General features: G+C 73.7%; 14 protein-coding genes. 7 read left to right on the top strand and 7 right to left on the bottom strand.

Annotated elements, in window-relative coordinates; all coding sequences use genetic code 11:
* The first annotated feature begins 236 nt into the window (after positions 1-236).
* On the top strand, positions 237-1715 hold the full coding sequence (locus tag ASE27_RS04060; protein ID WP_056646064.1) for an acyltransferase: 1479 nt from the start codon (positions 237-239) through the stop codon (positions 1713-1715).
* Here ASE27_RS04060 and ASE27_RS04065 read toward each other — a convergent pair.
* Entirely contained in the window at positions 1627-2448 is an 822-nt protein-coding gene (locus ASE27_RS04065; RefSeq protein WP_056646067.1) for an RDD family protein, read from the bottom strand. The genes ASE27_RS04060 and ASE27_RS04065 overlap by 89 nt on opposite strands.
* 123 nt (positions 2449-2571) lie before the next feature.
* Here ASE27_RS04065 and ASE27_RS04070 point away from each other — a divergent pair, with 123 nt between their 5' ends.
* On the top strand, positions 2572-3561 hold the full coding sequence (locus tag ASE27_RS04070) for a stage II sporulation protein M (protein WP_056646070.1): 990 nt from the start codon (positions 2572-2574) through the stop codon (positions 3559-3561).
* Positions 3562-3564: 3 nt separating this feature from the next.
* Here ASE27_RS04070 and ASE27_RS04075 read toward each other — a convergent pair whose 3' ends face one another.
* The 6 genes from ASE27_RS04075 to ASE27_RS04100 form a co-directional block, all read right to left on the bottom strand.
* Positions 3565-4845 (bottom strand): winged helix DNA-binding domain-containing protein, encoded by a 1281-nt coding sequence (locus ASE27_RS04075; protein ID WP_056646073.1) that lies wholly within the window; start codon positions 4843-4845, stop codon positions 3565-3567.
* 382 nt (positions 4846-5227) lie between these two features.
* On the bottom strand, positions 5228-6520 hold the full coding sequence (locus tag ASE27_RS04080; RefSeq protein ID WP_056646077.1) for a DUF58 domain-containing protein: 1293 nt from the start codon (positions 6518-6520) through the stop codon (positions 5228-5230).
* Positions 6521-6544: 24 nt separating this feature from the next.
* A complete protein-coding gene (locus ASE27_RS04085) occupies positions 6545-7534 on the bottom strand; it encodes a MoxR family ATPase (RefSeq protein ID WP_056646764.1) in 990 nt (329 codons plus the stop codon).
* 155 nt (positions 7535-7689) lie between these two features.
* Complete coding sequence (locus tag ASE27_RS04090; protein ID WP_082608478.1) at positions 7690-8949, bottom strand: DUF4350 domain-containing protein; 1260 nt, start codon at positions 8947-8949, stop codon at positions 7690-7692.
* Positions 8946-9719: a DUF4129 domain-containing protein gene (locus ASE27_RS04095; protein WP_235535342.1), complete on the bottom strand. Its 774-nt coding sequence runs from the start codon at positions 9717-9719 to the stop codon at positions 8946-8948. Before ASE27_RS04095 ends, ASE27_RS04090 begins: the two co-directional genes overlap by 4 nt.
* Positions 9716-11029, bottom strand: a complete 1314-nt coding sequence (locus ASE27_RS04100) for a hypothetical protein (protein WP_056646079.1) — start codon at positions 11027-11029, stop codon at positions 9716-9718. Before ASE27_RS04100 ends, ASE27_RS04095 begins: the two co-directional genes overlap by 4 nt.
* A 208-nt stretch (positions 11030-11237) precedes the next feature.
* Here ASE27_RS04100 and mtrA point away from each other — a divergent pair, with 208 nt between their 5' ends.
* From mtrA to hpf, 5 genes are all read left to right on the top strand, one after another.
* Positions 11238-11921 carry an MtrAB system response regulator MtrA gene (mtrA, locus tag ASE27_RS04105; protein WP_056646082.1) on the top strand — a complete coding sequence of 228 codons (684 nt, stop codon included), beginning with the start codon at positions 11238-11240 and terminating at the stop codon, positions 11919-11921.
* A 101-nt stretch (positions 11922-12022) separates the two neighbouring features.
* On the top strand, positions 12023-13714 hold the full coding sequence (gene mtrB, locus ASE27_RS04110; RefSeq protein WP_082608549.1) for an MtrAB system histidine kinase MtrB: 1692 nt from the start codon (positions 12023-12025) through the stop codon (positions 13712-13714).
* Positions 13711-15435 carry an LpqB family beta-propeller domain-containing protein gene (locus tag ASE27_RS04115; RefSeq protein ID WP_056646085.1) on the top strand — a complete coding sequence of 575 codons (1725 nt, stop codon included), beginning with the start codon at positions 13711-13713 and terminating at the stop codon, positions 15433-15435. The genes mtrB and ASE27_RS04115 overlap by 4 nt, the downstream gene beginning before the upstream one ends.
* A gap of 104 nt (positions 15436-15539) precedes the next feature.
* A complete protein-coding gene (locus ASE27_RS04120) occupies positions 15540-16457 on the top strand; it encodes a ComF family protein (RefSeq protein ID WP_235535343.1) in 918 nt (305 codons plus the stop codon).
* Between the two features lie 220 nt (positions 16458-16677).
* Positions 16678-17325, top strand: a complete 648-nt coding sequence (gene hpf / locus ASE27_RS04125) for a ribosome hibernation-promoting factor, HPF/YfiA family (protein WP_056646087.1) — start codon at positions 16678-16680, stop codon at positions 17323-17325.
* Positions 17326-17393 lie beyond the last annotated feature (68 nt).

Raw genomic sequence — 17393 nt, forward strand, 5'->3', positions numbered from 1 at the left:
CCGGGGTATGGCCCGGCCACGTTCTGACAGCTGATCTGCGTGTGCCGCCGCACGGATTCGTTGTCAGAAGCGCACCGGGGTATGGCCCGGCCACGTTCTGACAGCTGATCAGGGGGACAGCCCCCGCACCAGCTCGCCGGATCGCCTCCACGGCCTCGGGGGCGGCTCCCCTTCTGGGACGAACCGGGATCTTCAAGACTGACAGGGAACCTGATCCCCGTCTCGAGGAGCATCCCGTGGCCGTCGTCGACGCCCCCTCCGCCCCGTCCGCCCGGCCCGCCCGGCCGGCCACCCTGCCCGACCGCACGGCGGGCCACATCGAAAGCCCCGGCAGCGGTCCCGGCGGTGTCGGTACCCGCCCCGCCCAGGTCTCGGGCAAGATCCCCGCGAGCGGACCGCGCGACCCGACGCTCCGCCGTCGGGCCTCCGCGTCACCCGGCGGCGCCGCCCGGCGCGACGTGTTCGTCGACGCCGTGCGCGCCCTCGCGACCCTCGCCGTCCTGAGCGTGCACTGGCTCATGCCCGAGGCCACGTGGGACGGCGAACGCCTGGGTATCGGCAACGCGCTGTCGCACGGCGGCGCGTGGACGCTCACGTGGGTCCTGCAGGTCCTGCCGCTGCTGTTCTTCGCGGCGGGCGCGTCCGCGGCGTACCAGCTCTGGCGCACCGGCACGGCCGGCAGGCCCGACGGCGCCGCTCACCTCCCGACCGCACGTCGCCAGGGTGTCGTCACGGCCGGGTGGGACGTGGTCCGTCGTAGGCTCCCGCGGATCTGGAGGCCCGTCGCGGCGTTCGTCGGTACGTGGGCCGCCGCCGTCCTCGTGCTGCCGACGCTCGGGGTCCCGCAGGAGGCCGTGCGGCAGGTCGCACGCATCGCGCCCCAGCTCCTGTGGTTCCTCGGGGTCTACCTGCTGCTGCTCGCGGTCACGCCGGCCCTGCTGCGCGCCTACCGGGCGTGGGGGTGGCGCCTGGTCGTGATCGCCGTGGCCGCGCCTCTGCTCGTGGACGCGCTGCGCTTCGGGGCGGGCGTGGACCAGGTCGCGGTCGTCAACGTCCTGCTCGGCTGGGCCGTGCCCTACGTCCTGGGGATCGCGTACGTCGACCTCGTGCGTCGCGACGCGCTGCCCTCGCGCCGAGCCCTCTGGCTCACCGCGGCGGCGGCCCTCGCGGCGATGGCCGGCCTCGTGGTCGCGGGCCCCTACCCGCTGAGCCTCATCGGGATGCCCGGCGACGCGATCTCCAACCTCGGCCCGCCCACGGCCCTCGCCGTGACCCACGCGGTGCTCCAGGTGAGCGTCGCGCTCGCGGTGCGCGACGCCGTCGTCCGTTGGGCGCAGGGACGCGGCGCGGTCCTCGTGTCGTGGGTCGCCGCGCGCTCGATGACGCTGTACCTGTGGCACCTGACCGCGATGTTCGTCGTGATCGGCGTGGTCCTGCTCGGGGTGGGGTCGCCGCTGCCCGTGGCCTGGAGCGCCGACTGGTGGGCCAGCCGACCCCTGTGGTTCGGTGCGGCTGCGCTCGTCCTGGGCGCTCTCGCGACGGTCTTCGGCCGGTTCGAGGCCCCGGTGACCCGGGTGGCCGGTCCCGGAACGGCCTGGACGGCCGAGCCGGCCGGCTGCGCGCCGGTCAGCTCCGAGGGTCGGGCACCGAGTACGGCAGCCGGTGCAGCATCTCGCCCTGCTCGTGCGCGAGCTGCTGCCCCCGCTGCGCCGTGACCCAGTCCCGGCTCCGCCGCTCGGCGAGCACCGCGCACAGGAAGTCCTCGGGGGGCGTGCCGGGCGGCGGGCCGGGGGCGACGAAGCGCTCGATCTTGCCCGCGAGGTCCTGCCCGATCCGCACGCGCGAGGCTGGGTTGAGCGTGGCCGCGCGCCCGAGGAACTGACGCACCGCGAGGGCCAGGCCGTCGGGGAGCTTGCGCATATCGGTGTGCGCGGCCCAGGCCGCGAGGTAGGGCGGCATGGCGATCGCGGCGTACGTCGGCCTCCCACCGCGGACGCGGATCGCGTACGTCCCGGCGAGCATGTCGCCCACGCGCTTGCCCTTGTCGTTCGACAACGACGCGATGAGCGCGACCGAGCCGAACGTCAGCCACAGCTCACCCACGCCCACGAGCGCACGGATGAACGCGTGCCGGAAGCGCACCGGACCGCCGTCGTCGCGCACTACGCGGATGCCCAGGGCGAGCTTGCCGAGCGACCTGCCGCGCGAGAGGGTCTCGACCGTCGTGGGGATGCCGACCATCACGAGGACCAGGATCACCGCCCAGAGCGCCGGGGCGAACTCGGGGCTCACCGCGTCGAGCGCCGACCCGGCCGCGGCGAAGAGCAGGGCGAACAGCACGATCCCGATCGCCGTCAGGTCGATCACGGCCCCCAGGGCGCGCGTCACGAACGACGCCGGTCGTGCGTCGAGGACCACTCCCTCGCCGGTCAGGATGCCGTCTTGCACTCGTGCTCCTCGGTCGTGCATCGTCGAACCTCGTGCCCCGTCGCGCGGACGGCCACGAAGCGGTCCGGCCCACTGTAGGTCAAGGGCGGTCCTGCAGGCTCCAGGTGTGGCAAGGTTGCCCGCGTGGACCTGGATGCCTTCAACGCCGTGCACAGCGCCGAGTGGTCGCGACTCGAGGAGCTGACCAAGAAGCGCTCGCTCGACGGTGCCGAGGCCGACGAGCTCGTCCGTCTCTACCAGTCGGTCGCGACGCACCTGTCCACGATCCGTTCGGCTGCCCCGGACCCGGTGCTCATCACCCGGCTCTCCGACCTGCTCGGGCGCGCCCGGACGCGCATCGCCGGGGCCCACGAGCCCGCGTGGCGTGACGTCGTGCGGTTCGCGACCGTCTCGGTGCCCGCGGCCCTGTACCGGATCCGGTGGTGGACCGTGACGATCATGGTCCTGTTCGTGGGCGTCGCCGTGGTCTCGGGATGGTGGGTCGCCACGAACCCGGACGCGCTCGCCTCGATGGGGACTCCCGCGGCGCGCGAGCAGTACGTCGACGAGGCCTTCGCGAGCTACTACGACCCCGGCGCGGGCTTCGCGTCGATGGTCTGGACCAACAACGCCCGGATCGCCGCGCTGTGCATCGCGCTCGGGATCTCCGGGGTGTTCCCGGCGTACATCATGTTCGCCAACGCGGTCGGCGTGGGGTCGACGGGCGGCATGATGGCGTACTACGGCGAGCTCGACACGTTCCTCACCCTCATCGCCCCGCACGGGCTGCTCGAGCTCACCGCGATCTTCGTCGCGGGAGCCGCGGGGCTCAGGCTCTTCTGGGCCCTGATCGACCCGGGGCCCCGCACCCGCGGCCGGGCCGTCGCGGAGGAGGGGCGGGCACTGTTCACGATCGCGATCGGGCTCGTGGTGGTCCTGGCGGTGTCCGGGCTCATCGAGGGGTTCGTGACCGGGTCGGGCATGGCGTGGTGGCTCAAGATCGTGATCGGCGCGGTCGCGCTCGCGGCGTTCTGGGTCTACACGATCGTGCTCGGTCGGCGCGCCGTGCAGGCGGGCGAGACGGGCGACCTCACGGCAGACCACGCGGGAGACGTCGCGCCCGTCGCGGCCTGAGACCTACCCGGCGCCGACTGCCACCACGTGCTCGGCCGCCTCGGGGGCCACGAACCGGAGCAGCTCGTCGCCGCGCTCCTCGAGAGCGGCCCGCTGGGCGGGCGTGAACGTGCGGCCGAGCGGGGTGACGTCGAGCTGCGCGACGGCGCCGGGCGACGTGGCCGGCCGCGAGCCGGACCGTCGGACCTTCCACGTCGCGGCGACGTAGCCGTCCACCAGGACCGTCCCGGGCACCTGGCCGTTGACGGTCGTGATCGCCTTGCGCCGCACGTCGTCCACGACGCGCGTGCGGTCGGCGTGACCCAGCACCAGGTTGTCGAACTCCGCGACGAGCGCGAGGGGCGCGGGGGCGTCCGCGCCGGGGCGGGGTGCTCCCGGCAGGTCGAGGAGCTCCTTGCCGTCGGGTCCGGTGAAGGTCGTGAGCTCGGGGCGCAGGTGCCCGACGACGTCGCGCAGCCCCGTCAGGCCGGACCACCTCTGGGCGTCCATGACCGTCGCCGGGCCGAACGCCGCGAGGTAGCGCCGCACGAGTCGCACGAGGGCCTCGAAGCGTTCGTCGGGGTCGCGGAGCGATCGGCTCGGGCGGCCGAACCAGGCGTCCGCCGTGGTCCACGTCGTCGTCGTGCCGGGGCCGCTCGCGCCCCACACCCCGCGCGGCGTGACCTGCACGAGCGGGAGGTAGCAGCGGGCCGTGTAGGCAAGGTGCTGAGGATGGACGTCGGGCCAGCGCTCACCGAGGAGCCGGCCCAGGTCGGTCGAGGTGAGCGGCGCCTCGGCCAGGAGGTCCTGCGCGGCCGCCGCGACGTCGTCGAGGTCCGTGCCAACCAACGCCTTCGCGTGGACGCTGCCCACGCGCACGCCGGACTCGAGCAGCGGGCGCAGCACGCCCGGGAGCTCGAGGGCGTCGTCGGCCGTGACGAGGTGGACGGTGCCGCGCATCACGGCGATGCGCGTGACCGAGCGGTCGTCGAACCTGTTCGCGAGGTCGTCGGTGCGGAACCCCTCGAGGCGCGACCACAGCCCGGGGTACGGGGTCGTGGGGACCTGCGACTGGAGCCCGACGAGGTGGTCGACCTCGGCGAGGGTCGGGATGCTGCGCGCCGCGGGGGCCGACGCGGAGGCGACGCCGGTGAGCGCGGTCGGGGCGGCCGGTGTCGTGCCGGCGCGAGCGGGCGCGCCCGCCGCGGGGGCCGGGCGCGGTGCGAGAAGGTGCTGGCGTGCCAGCAGCGCGCGGTTGAGGTCGTCGAGGCTGAGCGTGGGCCCGTGGCGGCCGGCGGCGGTCATGGTGCCATCCTGCCGCGAGGGGCCGACACGCGGGACGTCTGCGGACGCGTGTCAGGACGCCGTGCGACCCTGCCCGGCGGCGGTCCTGCCGGGTCGCGGGGTCAGAAGATCAGGAAGCCGAGCGCGGGGATGACGAAGGTCGCGGACAGCGCGAAGATCACGATGATCGCGACCCGGCGGTTGCGTGCTTCACGGTCGCGCGAGGTGGCCGGTCGGCGCACGGTGCTGCTCCTTCGGTGGTGGGGCGGGACGGGTACCAGCCTAGACGGCGCCCTGGGAGCGCTGCGACGGGTCGTGTGACGGAGCTGTGAGGGCAGGACGCGCAGGTCTCGTCAGGACCGGCGCGACCCCGGGGCCACGCCGGTCCTGACGGCGCCGTGGATCACAACCGTCCGGCCGCCTTGAGCGCGAGGTAGGTGTCGGCGAGCCGCGGCGCGAGCTCCTCGGGCAGCCCCTCGACCACCTCGACGCCCTTCTGCGAGAGCACGGTCCGCACCGCGGTGCGCTCGAGCTCGACGCGTGCCGCGGCCGCGGCGTCGTAGATGTCGGCCGTCGATCCCCGGGCAGCGCGCAGCGCCGCGACCTCGGGGTCGGCGACCGAGGCCACGACGACCTGGTGCTTGGAGGTCAGCTGCCCGACGATGGGCAGCAGGCCGGTCTCGACGGCTGCCGGGTCGAGCGTCGTGAGCAGGACCACGAGCGCGCGCTGAGAGAGGCGCTGGTGGACCGAGCCGACGAGTCCCGGCCAGTCGGTCTCGAGCAGCGCGGGCTCGATGGGCGCGAGCGCGTCGGCCAGGGTCGGCATGAGGCGGGGGCCGGCCGCACCCGCGACCCGGGCGCGCACGCTGCGGTCGTACGCGAACAGCTCGACCCGGTCGCCCGCCCGTCCGGCGAGGGCCGAGAGCAGCAGGGCCGCCTCGATGCTCGCGTCGAGGCGCGGCTCGTCGCCGATGCGGGCCGCCGACGTGCGCGAGGTGTCGAGCACGATCAGGACACGGCGGTCACGCTCGGGTCGCCACGTCCGCACGACCATGTCCGCCCGGCGTGCCGAGGCCCGCCAGTCGATCGACCGCACGTCGTCGCCGATCACGTACTCGCGCAGCGAGTCGAACTCGGTCCCCTCGCCGCGCACCTGGACCGCGGCGCGCCCGTCCATCTCGCGCAGCCGGGCGAGGCGGCTCGGCAGGTGCCGTCGCGAGGCGAACTCGGGCAGGACGCGCAGGCGACCAGGCACGTCGAGCGAGACCTGGCGGGCCGCGAGGCCGAGCGGTCCCACGGCCCGGACCGTGACCTTGTCCGCGAGCCGGTCACCGCGCCGGGTGGGTACCAGCACGGTCGTCAGGCGCGCCGACTCGCCCGGGGGCAGGTCGACGGTGTGCCGGTTGACCTGAGGGCCCGCCGACGGGGCCCAGGCGTCCCGGACCACCGCGCGCAGGCGCCTCCCGGTCTGGTTCGTCACGACGAGCTGCGACGTCGCGCGGCCCGTGAGGCGGACCGAGCCGGGGACGCGCCGCTCGACCGCGACCCGTCGCGGGGAGGCCGCGAGGGTCACGTCGAGCGCGCACAGCAGCGCGACCACGAGCGCCCAGACCAGGACCGTGCCGTACGAGGGCACGACGAGGACCGCCACCACCCCGAGGGCGGCGAGCGCGACGGCGCGCCACGTCAGAGCCATGTCATCCCTTCAGGACGCCGGCGCTCAGCGCGGGACCGGCACGGAGGCCAGCACCGTGTCGAGCACGCTCTCCGCGGTCACGCCCTCGAGCTCGGCCTCGGGGCGCAGCTGGACGCGGTGACGCAGCGTCGGGTGGGCCAGGGCCTTGACGTCGTCGGGCGTGACGTAGCCGCGACCTGACAGCCAGGCCCACGCGCGCGACGTCGCGAGCAGCGCCGTGGCGCCTCGGGGCGACACACCCAGCGACAGCGAGGGAGAGTGACGCGTCGCGCGGCACAGGTCCACGGCGTAGCCGAGGACCTCGCGCGAGACCTGGACCTGGGCGACCTCGGCACGCGCGCGGTCGAGGACCTCGCGGCCCGCGACGGGGCGGACGCCCGCCGCGGCGAGGTCGCGCGGGTTGAAGCCCGCGGCGTGCCGTGCGAGGACCTCGATCTCCTGGTCGCGCTCGGGCAGCGGCAGGACGAGCTTGAGCAGGAAGCGGTCGAGCTGGGCCTCGGGCAGCGGGTAGGTGCCCTCGTACTCGACGGGGTTCTGCGTCGCGATGACGAGGAACGGGTCCGGCAGCATCCGCGGCGTCCCGTCGACCGAGACCTGGCGCTCCTCCATGGCCTCGAGCAGCGAGGCCTGGGTCTTGGGGGGCGTGCGGTTGATCTCGTCGGCCAGCAGCAGGTTCGTGAAGACGGGGCCCTCGCGGAACGAGAACTCGGCCGTGCGTGCGTCGTACACGAGCGATCCCGTGACGTCGCCGGGCATGAGGTCGGGCGTGAACTGGACACGCTTGGTGTCCAGGTCGAGCGAGGCCGCGAGCGTGCGCACGAGCAGCGTCTTGGCGACGCCGGGCACGCCCTCGAGGAGCACGTGGCCCTTGCAGAGCATCGCGATGAGCAGGCTCGTGACCGCTGCGTCCTGACCCACGACGGCCTTGCCGACCTCGGTCCGCACGGCCGCGAGGGCCGCGCGCAGGTCGTGCGAGGGGCCCGACGGCGCAGCCTGGGCGGGAGCGTCGGTCACGGGCTGCGGAGCGGGGGCCGTGGGCGCCTGCGCGTGGGCGGGCTGGACGGGGGGAACCGGAGCCCCGTATGCGGGCGGCGTGGCGGGCTGGGCCTGCGGCGGCGCATAGCGCTCGGCGGGCTGCTGATAGGGGTTCGTCCCCTCGGGGTGGTGCGTCACGGGTGGAAGACCTCGCTCTCCAACTGGTCAAGGTGACGCGCGAGCTCGAGCAGCGCTGCGTCGTCGGCGGGTGGTGGGCCGTACAGGAGGTGCGCGACCTGCTCGGCCGGTCGGTGCGTGGCGCGGACGATCGCGTCGATCAGCGCCGGGGCGGCGGCCGAGCGGGGGAGCCCCAGGCGTGAGGCCATGAGGTCGGCGCTGTGGGCCCGCAGGCCCGCGGCGGCGTGGCCGCGCGAGCGGGAGCGGCGGTAGAGCCGCCCGCGTCCGCGCGTGGTCTCCGAGGCGCGGACCACGACGGGCAGGTCCTCGGTCACGAGCCGTCCCAGGCGGCGCCCGCGCCAGAGCGCCGCGAAGAACGCGACCACGAGGAGCTGCACGAGCACGACCGTGACCCACGGGGGGAGTGCGCCGGTGCCCGCACCGACGTCCTCGGAGATCGTGTCGTCCGTGAGGCTCGGCACGAACCACGTGAGGGTCTCGTGGTGCCCGAGCGACCGCAGCGCGAGCGCGGCGTTCCCGTCCCGGGTGATGCCCGAGTTGGTGAGCAGGGCGGCGTCGTCGAGGGCGACGACGCGGCGCTCGCCCTCGTGGACGAGGTAGGCGCCGGTGTCCGGGGGGCTGTCGTCGCCCGGGAAGCAGACGGTCGAGCCGGGACCGGTCGCGGTGAGACCGAAGCCCGTGCTGCGGATGCTGCCCGCGGCGACGGCGTCGGGGTCGGTGCAGTCGGGGGCCCGGGTGGCGTCGGGGGACGACCAGTCGTCGGCCAGGGTCGCGGTCCCGCCGGTCGCGCCCTCGAGCAGGTCGTACCCGGGCTCGACGAGCACCAGGTCCGCCTCTGTCTCGAGGAGGGCGTCGATCTGCTCGGGCAGGAGGTCGAGGTCCGAGGTCACGAGGAGAGTGGTCCCGGCGAGTGCCCGGGAGACGGCGTCCGCGGTGGTGGTCACGTACTCGACGTCGACGCCCTGGTCGCCGAGCACCTGGGCGAGCGCGCGGGCGCCGGAGGGGCCCGGGTTGTCGGGGGCCAGCGGGGTGCTCGACACCGCCGGCCGGGACAGGGCCGCGAGGCCCGCGACGATCGCGACGAGGAGCAGCACCGCGAGCGGCCACCGCACGGCACGCCACCGTCGCCGCGCGCGCGAGCCGGCCGTGGTGCCGTCGCCCATGACCGGGGTGGGGACGTACGCCGTGGTGACCGCGGTCGAGGACGTGTCCGGGGCAGAGACCGGTGGTGGCGGAGCTGCGAGCCCTGTCGTCATCGGTCTGCTCCCGTGGTCGAGGACGTCCCGGCCCCGACGGGCAGGTCGCCGGCTCCGTCGGCGGGATCCGGCGTCGGGCCGGTGGCGGCGGGCGTCAGGCGGGTCGCGAGCGCTGCGGCGTCGAGCTCGCGCAGCGTCTGGTCGGCGGCGGCGCCGACGGACACCTTCCCGTACCGGACGTCGTCGAACAGGCGGGCGCCGCCCGCGAGCCGGTCCGCGAGGGACGGAAGACGCAGGGCCGCCGCGTCGGCCGCCTCGTGGGCCGTGCGCCCGGGGCGCGGGTCGAGGATCACCCGTTCCTCGAGCGAGCGGACGACGGCCCGGTAGCGCTCGACGACGGCCGTGGCCCAGTCGCCGGCCGCCGCCGCGGCGTCGGCCGCCGCGCGCAGGTCGGTGGCCGAGCGCGTGTCGTCCTCGAACACCGTGGCCGACGTACGAGCCCGGCGCGAGAGCCGGACGGGGCCCGCGATCACGTAGGCGATCACCGCGACGACGAGGACCACGCCGACCACGACGAGCGACGCGACCACCGGGTTCACGTCGAGGACCTCGACGCCGTCGAACAGACCGACCAGCCAGTCGATGAAGCGCATGAGCAGGGACGGCTGGTCCTGGTAGACGGGATCGAGCAGCTCCTCCTGGAGCCAGCGGCGGGCCGTGTCGGCGTCGGGAGTCACGGGGACGTCCCCACGCAGCGCCACCGGCAGCTCCAGGCGCGCCGACCAGGCCGCCTGCCCGGCGGCGAGCGACGCGGAGAGCGCCCCGGTCACGCCGTGCCGTGCTCGGCGTGCTCGTTCGCCGCAGCAGTGAGCTCGACGTCGAGTCCCTCACGGCGCATGCGCACGTCGATGTAGAGGAGCGAGACGACGCCGGCGAGGAACACCGACGTGACGACCGAGCTGATGATCTGTGCCACCGCGGTCAGGGCCAGGACCCCGAAGGTGTCCGTCACGAGGAAGGTCGTGATGGCCGAGAACGGGTAGACGACGATGCTGGCGATGACGCTCACCGCGATGTAGGCCAGCAGCGAGATCCCGAGGGTGCGCCAGTAGGCGCCACGGGTCAGCGTCCAACCACGCACGACGGCCGAACGGAACCCCTGGCCCTCGAGCACCAGGGCGGGAGGGATCAAGAGCGTCCGGACGATGAACCACGCGAGGAACGCGACAAGTCCGGCGAGCCCGACGAGCAGGAGGACGATCCCGAGCCCCACGCCGACCGTGAAGCCCAGGATCGTCAGCAGCACGTACAGGAACGTCGCCACGTAGACCACGAGGTTGCTGAGGAACGAGAAGCCGATGAGGGGCCACACCTTGGAGCGCACCTGGGCCCAGACCTCACCCACGGTCGCCTTGCGCCCGATGACCGACTGCCCGACGGACGTGATCAGGATGCCGTTGACGATCGGCAGCGCGAGCGCGAGGACGACGCCGGTCACGAGCGACGCCCCCAGGAGCGGGAGCATGTCCGTGAGGACCTGTACGTCGCTGCCGAGCTCTGTCTCGAGCTGGGCGAGCTGCGGCGCGAAGATCCCGGACACGAGGGCTCCGAGCGCCATCCCGAGGATCGTCGCGATCGCGATCACGGTCGCGCTCATCCCGAGCATGACCTTGGGGTTGGAACGGATCGCGCCGAACGCGCCGTCGAAGATCTCGCCCAGCGTCAGGGGGCGCAGCGGGATGATGCCGGGCTTGTTCGCGGGCGGGGCGTAGGGCATTCCGGCGAAGGCCGGCGGTCCGTAGCCGGGCTGCACCGGGGCGCCGTACTGGGGGGCACCGTACTGCCCCTGCTGGCCCTGCTGTCCGTACTGGCCCGGCTGCCCGTACTGCGGCTGGCCCCAGGCGTTCGGCGCGGGCTGGCCCGGCTGCGCGGGCTGTCCGTACTGGCCCTGCTGGCCGTACGGCGTACCGGGCTGCGTCGGCTGGCCGTACTGACCGGGCTGTCCGTACTGCGGCGCACCGGGCTGGACGGGTGCGCCGCCACCGGGCGTGACCGTGCCCTCAGGGGGCTGCGGCGCGCGCTGGCCGTAGCGCGGGGTGTCGTCCGGTGCTGGCGTGCCGGCGTCGTCGGGCGTCGTCATCTGCTCTGCTGTCCCCGCTCGGTTCTGTGGGGCCCGGAGGCCTCGTCCTGGTGCGGCCGTGCACGGCACTGCGGCAGTGCCCTGCGTGGTCGCGGCCCACCCTAGTACGGGGGCCTGTCAGGTGCTGCGAGCGAACCGCCCGGGTGAACAGTGGGCGCCGTACGGTGGTTCGGTCGGGCGCTGCCGGGGTCGATGGCAAAATGGGGTCATGAAGGTACGCGTGCTTGTGGTCGACGACGACACCGCCCTCTCCGAGATGATCGGCATCGTGCTGCGCTCCGAGGGGTTCGACCCGGTCTTCTGCGCGGACGGGGACCTCGCCCTGGCGACGTTCCGCAGCACGCAGCCGGACCTCGTCCTCCTGGACCTGATGCTCCCGGGCAAGGACGGCACCGAGGTGTGCCGCCTGATCCGCGCGGAGTCCGGGGTGCCCATCATCATGCTCACGGCCAAGAGCGACACAGTCGACGTGGTGCTCGGCCTCGAGTCCGGAGCAGACGACTACATCTCCAAGCCGTTCAAGCCCAAGGAGCTCGTGGCTCGCATCCGTGCGCGGCTGCGCCGCTCGGACGAGCCGGCCCCCGAGCACCTGGCGATCGGTGACGTGGAGATCGACGTGACGGGGCACCGGGTCACGCGCGACGCGCGCCCCATCGCGCTCACGCCGCTCGAGTTCGACCTGCTGGTCGCCCTGGCGCGCAAGCCCTGGCAGGTCTTCACGCGCGAGGTCCTCCTGGAGAAGGTCTGGGGCTATCGCCACGCTGCGGACACACGCCTGGTGAACGTCCACGTGCAGCGGCTGCGGTCCAAGGTCGAGCACGACCCGGAGAACCCGGAGATCGTCCTGACGGTGCGCGGCGTCGGCTACAAGGCGGGCGCGGCACGCGGGTGAGCAGCTCGTCGCTGCGAGGTCGGGTGGGGCTGAGGTTCCGCCGTACCCGACGTCGTGTGCGCGCCACGGTCGGTCGGCTCACCTGGCGCGCCCGGTCGTCGATGCAGCTGCGCGTGGTCGGGACCGCGCTCGTCGTGGGTGCGGTCACGGTCGCGGCCCTCGGGGCCTACCTGTCGAGCACCATGCGTGACGGCCTGTTCGAGCAGCGGCTCGAGCAGATCAACGTCGAGAGCGCGAACTCGTTCCAGCAGGCGCAGAGCCTGTTCACGGCGTCGCTGTCCAAGACCAAGGACTCCGAGCTCCAGACGCTCCTGCTCGACGTCCACAACACCCTGCGCACGAGCGGCAGCCCCGACCGCAAGATCTTCCTCATGCGGCCCGAGGGGGCCACCTCGCGCCTCAACGACGTCAGCACCGACAACCAGCTGACGAGCCTGGTCTCGGACGAGCTGCGCGACGCGGTCCTCGAGAGCGACGGTCGCGAGCTCCAGTCGGTCGCGATCCCGCGGGACCCGTCCGACCCGAGCTCGCCCGTGGACCCCGGAGTGCTCGTGGGCTCCAAGGTCCAGGTCCCCACGGTCGGGACCTACGAGCTCTACTTCCTCTACTCGCTCGCGCCCGAGCAGGAGACGCTGTCCTTCCTCCAGGGGACGCTCGCCCTCGGTGCGGCCTTCATGGTGGGCATCCTGGTGCTCATCACCTGGGTCGTGACCCGCCAGGCGGTCCAGCCGGTCCGCAACGCCGCGAGCGTCGCCGAACGCCTCGCCGACGGTCACCTGAACGAGCGTCTGCCGGTGAAGGGCCACGACGAGCTCGCGACGCTCGCGCGCTCGTTCAACGAGATGGCCGAGAGCCTCCAGCTCCAGATCGGTCGGATGGAGGAGCTGTCGCTGCTCCAGCGGCGCTTCGTGTCGGACGTGTCGCACGAGCTGCGCACGCCGCTCACGACGATCCGCATGGCAGGCGAGGTCCTGCACGCCTCGCGCGACGAGTTCGACCCCGCGTCCAAGCGGTCGGCCGAGCTCCTCCAGACCCAGCTCGACAGGTTCGAGGACCTTCTGGCGGACCTCCTCGAGATCAGCCGGTTCGACGCGGGGGCCGCGCAGCTGGACGCCGAGCGGCGCGACGTGCGTGACGTCGTCAACGCGGCGGTCGACCTCGCGGCTCCGCTCGCCGAGCGCAAGGGCGTGTGGATGTCGGTGCACTTCCCGGACGAGCCCGCGATCGCGGACGTCGACCCGCGACGGGTCGAGCGGATCGTGCGCAACCTCGTGGTCAACGCGATCGAGCACGCCGAGGAGCGACCCGTCGAGATCACTGTCGCGCAGGACCGTCACGCGGTCGCGATCGTCGTCCGTGACCACGGCGTGGGGATGACCGAGGACGAGGCGATGCACGTGTTCGACCGCTTCTGGCGGGCCGACCCGGCGCGGGCTCGCACGACCGGCGGGACCGGGCTCGGCCTGGCGATCTCGCTCGAGGACGCCCACCTGCACGGCGGGTGGCTCGAGGTGTGGGGCCGCCCGGGTCGGGGCGCTGCGTTCCGGCTCACGCTCCCGCTCCGGGCCGGGATCCACCTCGCGTCCTCCCCGCTGCCGCTCGTCCCGGAGGAACCGACCCGCATGCGTGGGCTCGGCCCGGTGACGGGTCCGGTCGGTCAGGTCGAGGACCCGGCCGAGGGGACCACGAGCCCGTCGGCGCTGCCCGTCCTTCCGGACGAGCCTCTGGTCGCCGGACGCCAGGGGGCGCTCCGAGCGGCGTCCGAGCACACCGCCGACGAGGAGCGACCGTGACGAGCACCGTGGAACGACGACGTCGCTGGATCGCGCGGGCCGCGAGCCTCGTCGTGGCGGCTGTCGCGCTCTCGGGCTGCGCGGCGATCCCCACCTCCGGTCCCGTGATCCAGGGGGACACCGTGGTGCAGGGCTTCAACGCTCCGGGCCTGCGGGCGCGGGGTCCCGCGGCCGGAGACGACCCGAAGGGCATCGTGTCGGGCTTCCTGACCGCGCAGGCAGCCGGGCCGGCCGGCGACTTCGACGTCGCGCAGGAGTTCCTCACGTCGGACGACTGGGACTGGAAGACGCAGGTGCTGGTCTTCGACGGGGACCTCGACCTGACGTACGACGAGGAGGCGATGCAGACCGGCGCTGTCACGGTCACGGGCAGCGCGTCGGTCGTCGGGGCGCTCGACAAGCGCGGCGTGTACACCGAGGACGTGCCGGTCACCACGGTCGTCTCGTTCGGGCTCGTGCGTCAGGGGGACGGGCAGTGGAGGATCGAGACGGCCGAGGACGGGTTGCTGCTGTCTCAGGCCAGCTTCCTGGCAGCCTTCAGGTCGACCCGCCTCTACTTCCCCTCGGCCGACCGTGAGGTCCTGGTCCCCGACGAGCGGTGGTTCCCCAACCGGACCTGGCAGACCAACGCGGTGGACGAGACTCTGATCGGCCCCGTCGAGTGGCTCCGGGGGTCGACGGACGTCGTCGTCCCCGAGGGGACACGCCTGAGCATCGACGCGGTCACGAACGAAGGTGGCGTCGTCGACGTCCGCCTGACGGATGCGATCTCGCTCGCCTCCCCCGAGGACCGTGCGCTGCTCAAGGCGCAGCTCGAGGCGACGCTCTTCGACGCGGTGCCGCTGACGGTCAACCTCTACCGGGGCGAGGACCTGCTCAGCACGCCCGCGGGCGGCCCGGTGCTGGCCAAGGCCGACGCCGTGGGCAACGAGATCGTCGCGGCCGAGGGGCAGGTCATGACGCTCGAGACGGGAGCCGACGACCTGGTGCCGCTGGCGCCTGCCGTCCCGCTCGAGGGCATCGACGCGACCGCGCTCGCGCAGGGCGCCAACGCCCGGCTGCTCGTCGTCAGGGACGGAGCGGGCAGCCTGCTGCGTCTGCCGTCCAAGAACCTTCCGGGCGCGACCCTCCTGACCGGCACCGGTCTGCTCGCTCCGAGCGTGGACCGGCTGGGTGGCGTCTGGTCGGGGCCGCGGGCGCAGGCGGGAGCGCTGCAGGTCGTGCGGTCGGACCTGACCGAACCCGGGACCCCGGTCGACGTGGCGGTCCCGTGGCTCGCTGGTCGCTCCGTCCAGTCGATCCGGGTGGCTCACGACGGGGCGAGGATCGCGGTGGTCAGCTCGGACGCCCTGGGAGCCACGCGCGTCGACGTCGCAGGGATCGTGCGCGACGAGAAGGACGTGCCGACCGCGCTGTCGGAACCTTTCCGTGTCGGGGCACCGATCAGGTCGGCCGCGCAGGTCGTGTGGGCCGACGAGACGCTGCTCGCGGTCCTGGGGACCGACGAGGCGGAGACGTCTCCGGCGGTCCACCTCGTCGCGGTCGGGGGAGACACGACCCGACTCTCCCCGGTCGCGGGAGCGACGGCGATCAGCGCGGGCGACGGGGAACGGACGGTCCAGGTCCTGACCGAGGACGGCACGCTGTTCGGGCGCAGCCGGTCCGGCGCCGTGTGGGAGAAGCGGATCGAGGGGGTCGCCCTGCCGGCGTTCCCGGGTTGACCTGGCGGTGGTCCTGCCCGTGCACAGGCACGGGGACGGGCCACGTGTCCACAGGACGGGCTCGCGCTCGCCCGGTGTGCGGCGGGACGTGACAGGCTCCGGCCGTGCCCTCCTCCGTGCAGCCCTCCCGGTCCCCGGACGACCCGTCGCCCCGGCCGGGCACGGGACGCGACCGGCGCGCGTCGGTCACGCCTGTCACGCCCGTCACGGCTGCCGGGGGCACACGCCCTCTCGTCGCCGCGCTCGCGGGCGCTGCGGCCTCGCTGACCCGGCTCGTCGTCCCGATCGAGTGTCCGGGCTGCGGTGTGCGGGACATCGCCCTGTGCCCGGCGTGCGCCGGGCTGCTCGACGGCGCCCCGATCCGCCGTGAGCGCGACGCCCCTCGGCTCGACAGGCTCGACGGCCGGGCCCCGTTGCCCGTGTGGGCCTGTGCGCCGTACGCGGGCCCGCTGAGGGACGTGGTCGTGGCGTGGAAGGACAAGGGCCGGGTCGACCTCACGGGGGTGCTCGACGCCGCGGCGCACCACGCTGGGGTGATCCTGGCGCCCGGCGTGCGGGCCGCCGTCGGGCGCGGAGAGGCCAGGGCCTGTGCCGGGAGCGGCCGGGACCCCGTGCTCGTGGTGCCCGCGCCCTCGACCGCCGCAGCACGGCGCGCACGGGGACGAGAACCCGTCCTGTCGCTGGCCCGCGCGCTCGCGCAGGGGCTCTGTGCGGCAGGCGTCGAGGCGACGCCCGTACGGCTGCTGACGCAACGCGGGCACGACCAGGTGGGGCGGGGGTCACGAGGCCGCGGAGAACGGTTGACGACCGTCCGTGCGCCCCGGCGAGGCGCCTCGCCGGGCCCGTCGCTCGCGGGAGCCGCATGCCTCCTGGTCGACGACGTACTCACCACGGGCGCCACGCTCGCGGCCTGCGAGCGGGCCCTGGAAGGGCTCGGAGCGCACGTCCTGGGGGCCTTCGTGGTCGCCGCGACACCCCCTCCGCGGCAGGGTTCCGCGGCCCACGAAGTTCATCTCACGTAGATGCTGCCTTTACCTCGCAGGGGGGTTAACCTGGGGTCCAGTCGTCACGGGGAACGGTTGGTAACGGGACCCGTGCGGCCACAGAGCGACAGGCCCGAGGCTAGGTCTTCGGGCAGGGAGGTGATAGGTACTCCGGATCCCCCTCGGGGGAGCCAGACCCAGGACCACACGGGACGCTCTGGAGTAACGGGAGCGTCCGAGACCCTTTGCGGAGGCTCACATGGAGATCGTTGTCGTCGGCAGGCACACGGAAGTGGCTGACCGCTTCCGCCGACACGTGGAAGAAAAGCTCGCGAAGTTCGAGCAGCTCGCACCGACCGCCCAGCGGATCGACGTCGAGGTCACCCACGAGAACAACCCCCGACTGTCCGAGGTGCGCGAGAGGGTCGAGCTGACCGTCCGCGCCAAGGGACCCGTCGTCCGCGCCGAGGCGGCAGCAGACGACCGGTTCGGGGCACTCGACCTGGCCATGAACAAGCTCCAGGAGAGGCTGCGGCGTGTCAGCGACCGCCGCAAGGACCACCGCAACAACAACCCGCAGCCGCCCGTCGACGTCCGCCCGTTCATCCCGGAGGACAAGCAGCCGGAGCCGGTGGTCGCGCACCCCGGCGTGCCCGGCGAAGCGGTCGAGACCCAGCTCGGCGACTCGCCCGTCGTGATCCGTCAGAAGCTCCACTCCGCCGAGCCCATGACGATCGACGACGCCCTCTACGAGATGGAGATGGTGGGCCACGACTTCTACCTCTTCGTCGACGTCGAGACCGCCCGCCCCTCGGTCGCCTACCGGCGCAGGGGCTGGAGCTACGGGGTCATCGCGCTCGACACGGCCTGCGCGGGTGGCATGAAGGGATCCCCCGACCAGGGGTGAGCACCGTGAGGTCCACGTGACCTAGGACCGACCCGACGGGGTGGCGTCGCCGACCAGGCGGCGCCACC

It is taken from the genome of Oerskovia sp. Root918 (genome assembly GCF_001428945.1).
Classification (GTDB): Bacteria; Actinomycetota; Actinomycetes; order Actinomycetales; family Cellulomonadaceae; genus Oerskovia; species Oerskovia enterophila.